4 protein-coding genes are annotated in these 6517 nt (G+C 72.9%); 3 read left to right on the top strand and 1 reads right to left on the bottom strand.

The features are described from left to right. The 3 genes from D7W81_RS38810 to D7W81_RS38800 form a co-directional block, all read left to right on the top strand. On the top strand, positions 1-497 hold a 497-nt coding region (locus D7W81_RS38810; RefSeq protein ID WP_438503402.1), incomplete at its 5' end, for a hypothetical protein. A 238-nt stretch (positions 498-735) separates the two neighbouring features. Then, positions 736-1986, top strand: a complete 1251-nt coding sequence (locus D7W81_RS38805) for a metallophosphoesterase family protein (protein WP_120560385.1) — start codon at positions 736-738, stop codon at positions 1984-1986. Next, the gene (locus D7W81_RS38800; RefSeq protein WP_120560383.1) at positions 1983-5183 is read left to right on the top strand and encodes an AAA family ATPase; all 3201 of its coding nucleotides are present in this window, start codon (positions 1983-1985) and stop codon (positions 5181-5183) included. Before D7W81_RS38805 ends, D7W81_RS38800 begins: the two co-directional genes overlap by 4 nt. Here the strand turns inward: D7W81_RS38800 and D7W81_RS38795 are convergent. After that, entirely contained in the window at positions 5180-5962 is a 783-nt protein-coding gene (locus D7W81_RS38795; RefSeq protein WP_120560382.1) for a DUF695 domain-containing protein, read from the bottom strand. The two genes, D7W81_RS38800 and D7W81_RS38795, sit on opposite strands and share 4 nt — an antisense overlap. Between the last annotated feature and the right edge of the window lie 555 nt (positions 5963-6517).

The raw sequence follows: 6517 nt of genomic DNA, 5'->3' as shown, positions 1-6517 counted from the left end.
ACACGGGGGGGTTCGACATGAAGACCTTTACGCGATGGATGGTGCTGGGGGCGGTGGCGGGCGCGATGACCCTGACCGGGTGTCAGAGCAAGGACCGCTCGCAGGAGAGCATGGGCGGCGGAACGGGAGGCTCCGGAAGCACTCAGGGCACCCAGGGCTCCGACCCCAGCATGGGCGCGGGGCAGGAAGAGAGCACGACCCCGCCCCAGGACTCGTCGGGTTCGACCATGGAGGAGCCGAGCATGGGCGGCGCGGGCGACGCGGGCATGGGCGGCGCGGGTGACGCGGGCATGGGTGGCTCCGGCATGGAGGGCTCCGGCTCCGGCATGGAAGGCTCGGGTTCCGGCATGGAGGGCTCGGGTGGCTCGGGCAGCGACACCGGTGGCTCCATGACGCCGGGCTCCGGCAACGACATGGACACGTCCGGTGGCAACAACACCACCGGCAGCGGCACGGGTGGCGACATGGGCGGCTCGGGGAACGAGACCACCCGCTAGACCACGGGCCTCGGGGAGGCGCGGGCGGGCCGTGCTGGCGCGCCCGCGCCCCTGTCTCACCTGTTCCCTCTGGAGCTTCGCGCGAAGCGCAAGGGGGCTGGACACGCGTCCAACGTGCCGGGTTTCCACCGGTGAACGCCGCGTACGACCTGGGGGCACTCCCGATGTCCACCGGCGCATCACCCTTCGGGGCGGGAAAGTCGGGTAGGTGGCGGGACTCGGGTACGGTGCCCGCACGATGCGCTTCTCCTTCGTGCACGCCGCGGATCTCCATCTGGACACGCCGTTCCGGGGAGTGGCCACGCACGGCCCGCTCCTGGAGCGCTTCCAGCAGTCCACCTTCCACGCCCTCGCGCGCATCGTGGACGTGTGCCTGCGCGAACGGGTGACGTTCCTGCTGCTGGCCGGGGACCTGTTCGACGTGAAGGACCGCTCGGTGCGAGCGCGGCTGGCCCTGCGCACGGAGCTGGCGCGGCTGGACCACGCGGGCATCCAGACCTTCATCGTCCACGGCAACCATGATCCGCTGAGCGGGGACAGCGGCACGCTGGGGCTGCCCGCGTCGGTGAAGGTGTTCGGTCCGGAGTGGGAGGACGTGGAGGTGCGGCGCGAGGGCCGCGGGCTGTGCCACGTGCAGGGCGTGTCCTATCCGGACGTGGAGGTGCGCGAGAACCTGTCCGCGCGCTTCCGCCGCACCGGCGAGCACTTCAGCGTGGGCCTGTTGCACGCGAACCTGGGCGGCGACGCGGGCCACGCGAACTACGCGCCCTGCACGGCCGCGGACCTGGCGGCGGGCGGGCTGGACTACTGGGCCCTGGGCCACGTGCACACGCGCGCGGAGCACCTGCTGCCAGGAGGCGGCGTGGCGGTGTACCCGGGCAACCCGCAGGGCCGGCACGTGCACGAGACGGGCGAGCGAGGCTGCGTGGTGGTGGACGTGGAGGACGGCGTCGCGCGCAGGAGGTTCGTGCCGGTGGACCGCGTGCGCTGGCACCGGCTGGACGTGCCGCTCGCCGGGGTCACGTCGCTGGACATGCTCCAGGCGGTGGCCACGGAGGTGGTGGAGTCGCGCTGCGCGGAGGACTTCGACGGGCACGCGGTGCGCCTCACGCTGGCCGGGCGCGGTCCGCTGCACCGGGAGCTCACGCGGCCGGGAGCAAGGGCGCAGCTGGAGACGGACCTGCGCGAGCGGCTGGCGCGAGCCCATCCGCCGGTGCTGCTGGAGTCGCTGAAGGATGGCAGCCGGCCGGAGGTGGACCTGGAGGCGGTGCGCGCCGGGGGCGGCTTCCTGGGCACGCTGCTGGACGAAGCGCAGGCGCTGTCCCACGACGACGCGGCGCTCGCGTCGCTGTGGGACGACGAGGACCTGACGACGCTGGGGCAGCGGCTCAAGCGGCTGGGCGTGGATGCGCTGGAGGCGCCTCGGCCGGAGCTGGTGGCGCAGGCCGGGCAGCGCGGCGTGGAGCAGCTCCACGAGGAGGCGCCATGAAGCCGGGGCTGCGCATCAACCGCTTCCAGGTGGACGGCTTCGGGCACTTCCGGGGGTACTCGGGGACGCCGGGGCCGGGGCTCACGCTCCTGTACGGGCCCAACGAGGCGGGCAAGAGCACGCTGCTCGCGTTCCTGCGCGGCGTGCTGTTCGGCTTCGAGAAGCGCGGCCAGCCGGAGCGCTACGAACCGGAGGGCGCGCTCTTCGGCGGCGAGCTGTGGCTGGAGACAGCATCCGGCCCACTGGTGGTGCACCGTCACGGCGGGAAGCGCGCGTCGGAGGGCACGCTCACGGTGCGCGGTCCGGAGGGACAGCCGCTGCCGGAGACGCTGCTCGACCAGGCGCTGGCGGACGTGCCGCGCGAGCTGTTCTTCGAGGTGTTCGCCTTCCGCCTGGACGAGCTGTCCTCCTTCCAGCGGCTCGCGCAGCAGCGCGGCGTGTCGGAGGCGCTGTTCGCCGCGGGCATGCAGGGCGCGCGGCGTCTGCCCGAAGCAGTGGAGCGGCTGCGCAAGGACGCGGAAGGGCTGTACGCGCCGCGTGGACAGAAGCCCGAGCTGAACCGCGTGATGAAGGAGCTGGAGGACGTGCAGCAGGCGCTGCGCGAGGCGGGAGACCGGCCCGCGCTCTACTTCTCCACGCGCGACCGGCTGGCGGAGCGCATCGCGGAGGGCCACGCGCTGGAGGTGGCACGCAAGCACGTGGAGCGCGAGCTGGACCACGCTGCACGCCTGGAGTCCGCGCTGGGGGACCTGGCGGTGCTCGCGCGCGACCGGGCGGAGCTGGCCACGCTGCCGGTGCTGGACACCTTCCCGCCGGGCGCGGAGACGCGGCTGGAGGACGTGCTCCAGCGGCGCAAGACATACCGGGCCCAGCAGGCGCAGCTGCATGAGCGGCTGACGCCCATCGACGAAGCGCGCGAACGGCTGGCGGCCCCATGGCCCGTGCGCGAGCGCGCCGAATCCCTGCGCATGGCGCTGGCCACGTACTCCGGGCACTCGGAGCAGCTGCGCGCCCTGCCCGCGCGCAGGGCGGCGCTCACGTCACGGCGGCGGCAGCTGGAGCAGTCGCTGGAAGAGCTGGGGCTCGCGGTGGACGCGGGCGGGCTGCTCGCGCTGGACCTGGGCGCGCGGGCGCGTGGGGAGCTGGAATCGCTGGCGGGCCGGCTGGACGCGGCGAACGCGGCGCTCGCGCAGGCGGAGGCGGAGCAGACGCGCACGCGCGAGGAGCGGGCACGGCTGGAGACGGCGCTGGGGCGGGTACAGGCGGAGGTGGAGGCGCTGCCCGAGGAGCGGCCCGCGCAGGTGCGTCAGCGGCAGGCGGCGCTGGGGCGGATGCGCGCGGTGCGTGGAGACCTGGAGCGGCTGGCCGAGCAGCGCCTGGAGCAGCGCCGCCAGATGGACGGAGTGCGGGCGCCCACGGACGCGGTGCCGCTGCGCTCGCTGTTGCCGCTGTCGTGGGTGGTGGCGGCGGCGGGCGTGGCGATGGGCTTCGCGGTGCTCGCGGCGTGGGTCGCCAACGTGACGGTGGGCATGCTGTGCGCGGTGGGCGGGATGATGCTGGTGGGGTTGCTCCTGCTCGTGCGCCATCGCGTGGAGACGGCACGGCACGCCAGCCTGGAGGCGCAGGCGGCGCGGCACCGCTGGCGGCAGCAGGAGGAGGAGCGCTTCCGCTCGGTGCAGGCGGCGATGTGCGCGCGCGAGGAGCTGCTTCAGCGGGAGCTGCTGCACGCGTCCGGCGCGGCGGGGCTGTCCCCGGGCGCGTCGCTGGCGGACCTGGCCGCGCAGGAGTCCCTGCTCGCGGAGCTGCTGACGCAAGCGGAGCGGCGCGAGCTGCTCCTGCGTGAAGAGGACACCCTGCGCACGGCCTGGGACGTGGCGGTGCGCGAGGACCAGCGCGTGGAGGAGGCACGGCTGCGCGCGGATCAACGCGAGGATCTGCTGCGTGAAGAGTGGAGGGCGTTCCTCGTGGCACGCCGCTTCCCGGAGGCCCTCTCCGCGGCGTCGGCGCTGACCTTGTGGCGCGATGCCGCGGCGCTGCGGCAGCGGCTGCTGGACCTGCGCACGGACGAGGAGGAGTTCACCGTGGCGGAGGCCGCGTGCGACGCGGTGACAGCGCGGCTGCTTCAGGAGGCACGAGCGGCGGGCCTGCCCCCAGGGCCCGCGGAGACGGTGGCCGCTCGGGTGTCCGTGGCGCTGGAGGAGGTGCGCTCGCGGGCGGCGGACCAACGGCACCTGGACGGTCAGCGCGGGGAGCTGCTGGCGGAGAAGGCGCGGCTGGACCAACTGGTGCTGGACGAGGACCAGGCATGGGACGCGCTGCTCGCGGAAGGAGGCTGCCAGGACGAAGCCACCTTCCGCCGCCGCGCGGTGCAGGCGCGCCGGTACGCGGAGTTGACGGCGCGGGTGCGCGAGCACGGCCAGCGGGTGCAGGCGCTCACGGGCATGGGCGAGAACATGGCGCGCGAGGAGGTACACGCGGCGGGTGGCGACCCGGGGCTCAAGGAACAGCTCGCCACGCTGCGCGAGCGACACCAGACCGAAGGCGAGCGGCACAAGGCGGTGCTCACGGAGCAGGGCAGCCTGAAGACGCAGCTGTCGCAGTGGGAGAACGACGACCGCGTGTCACGGCTGCGCATCCAGGAGGAGACGCTGCGGGCGAAGGCCGCGGAGCTGGCCACGCGCTACGCGGCGGACCGGGTGACGCTGGCCCTGCTGGGACGCGCGCGCCGGAGGTTCGAGGAGGAGCAGCAGCCCCGCGTCATCCAGCTGGCGAGCGAGCTGTTCTCGGAGCTGACGGCGGGACGCTACCGCCGCGTCTTCATTCCGGCGGGCGACGCGAGAGAGCTGCGCGTGAGCGATGGCGCGAGGGACTGGAGCGCGGAGCAGCTGTCGCGGGGCACGCGGGAACAGCTGTTCCTCGCATTCCGGCTGGCCGTCATCCGCGACTTCGGAGAGACGCGAGGCGCGCTGCCGCTCATCACGGACGACGTGCTGGTGAACTTCGATCCGGAGCGGGCCCGGGGCGCGGTGCGGCTCTTCGCGAGGCTGGCGGAACACCACCAGGTCATCGCCTTCACCTGCCACCCGTGGCTGCGAGAGCACTTCGAGGCCGAAGGCGCCCACGTGCTGGAGCTGCCCGGCGCCGCGAAGCCCCCGCGCGAAGGCGCCCAACCCCTGCGGGTGGTCTCCAGCGGCTAGGGCAGCTCCGTCACGAGCAGGCAGCCCCAGCCGTCATACGTGCCCTCGTGTGACTCCAGGATGCCGAGGATCTCTTCGGACACCTCGTCCACCCGCGCCTCGTCCACGGTGTCCACCCGGTGGAAGTCCAGGCGCCACATCAGCATCCCGGACACGGCGACGGGCTGACGCTCGAAGCCTTCGAAGCCCTGGTCCCGCAGCCAGGCCTCCGCGACCTCCGCCTGCCGCTCCCATGGGAAGTGCGCGCGGTGAGCCACATCCCGGGGCACTTCGAGCAGGTCCCCCTCCGTCCGCAGGAGCGCGACCCGCTGGCGGTTCAGCCTCACCTGATACTGCAAGGGCGCCGGGAAGAGCGTCCGGAGATACGCCGTCCAGCGGGCGTCCCGCGTCCGCGCCACGCCCACGTCATAGGCCCCCTGATGGGCCTGCACGAGGGGCAGCACCTGCTCCACCGAGACGGACTTCGGGCCATACAGGTAGACGACCTGCGCGCCCTGCTCCACCAGGTGCCCGACCATCAGCAGCCCCAGGGGACGCAAACACGCCGCCAGCGCGTCCTGCACCGCGAACACCGCGTCCTTCTCATCGCTGTCCCGGAGCCCGTTCGACATCGGGTTCTTCAACGGGAGGGTCAGCCGCCAGAGCACCGGGTGGCTGGCCATCGGCGCGTGCGGGCTGGCGCCCAGGTCGATCCCCACGGTCTGCGGCCCCGTCGTGGACCACCGGAAGTAGTCCTCGAAGGCTTCATTCCAGGGCTTCGAGGAGGACGGAGCGCTCATGGCGGGCCAGTCTATCTAGGGCGTCGTGGCCCGGCCGACCTCGCGCCCCCGCGCGGATCCAGACCCTGGCGCACAAAAAAATACTGGGAGCGCGCCCCCTCGACGCGCTCCCAGTAACTCAACCCCTCCCCCGAGGGGTCCCCCTCATCCGGATGCGGCCCCCAAAGCTCCGCGTCCGTCCTGCTTTTCCTTCAAAACGTCGACTGCCAAAAACCTTGAGTCCCGGAAGATCGACCCCCGAAACCCTTTCCCCCTCTGCCCGGTCCGCTCTGCGTTCCGAGCCCTTGGATACCGGCGGCTCTGCCCCCAGCATCCCCACCTCGCCTTCAATACGTCGGCCGCGAAAAACCTTGGCTCGCCCCTGTTTTTTTTCGCCGCCCCCTCTGGAGTGCCAGGCCGGACGCCCCTCCCTGGGGGCCACGTCAGCCCTGCTGCTACAGTCGCCCACCCTGGAGGGGCGCCATGCGGAAGCCGTCGGCGGTGGTCATCGGAGGGGTCGTGCTCGCGCTCCTCATCGGAGCCGGGGTCTTCTGGTGGCTGCGCCCCACCGCATCC

It is taken from the genome of Corallococcus aberystwythensis, from assembly GCF_003612165.1.
Lineage (GTDB): Bacteria > Myxococcota > Myxococcia > Myxococcales > Myxococcaceae > Corallococcus > Corallococcus aberystwythensis.
The sequence above is the reverse complement of the archived record's forward strand: the minus strand, read 5'-3'. Positions and strand labels throughout refer to the sequence as shown.

Bases quoted from the DNA above. Each gene is read 5' to 3' on its own strand.
- D7W81_RS38805 (WP_120560385.1), top strand. From the start codon at position 736: ATGCGCTTCTCCTTCGTGCACGCCGCGGATCTCCATCTGGACACGCCG.
- D7W81_RS38800 (WP_120560383.1), top strand. From the start codon at position 1,983: ATGAAGCCGGGGCTGCGCATCAACCGCTTCCAGGTGGACGGCTTCGGG.
- D7W81_RS38795 (WP_120560382.1), bottom strand. From the start codon at position 5,962: ATGAGCGCTCCGTCCTCCTCGAAGCCCTGGAATGAAGCCTTCGAGGAC.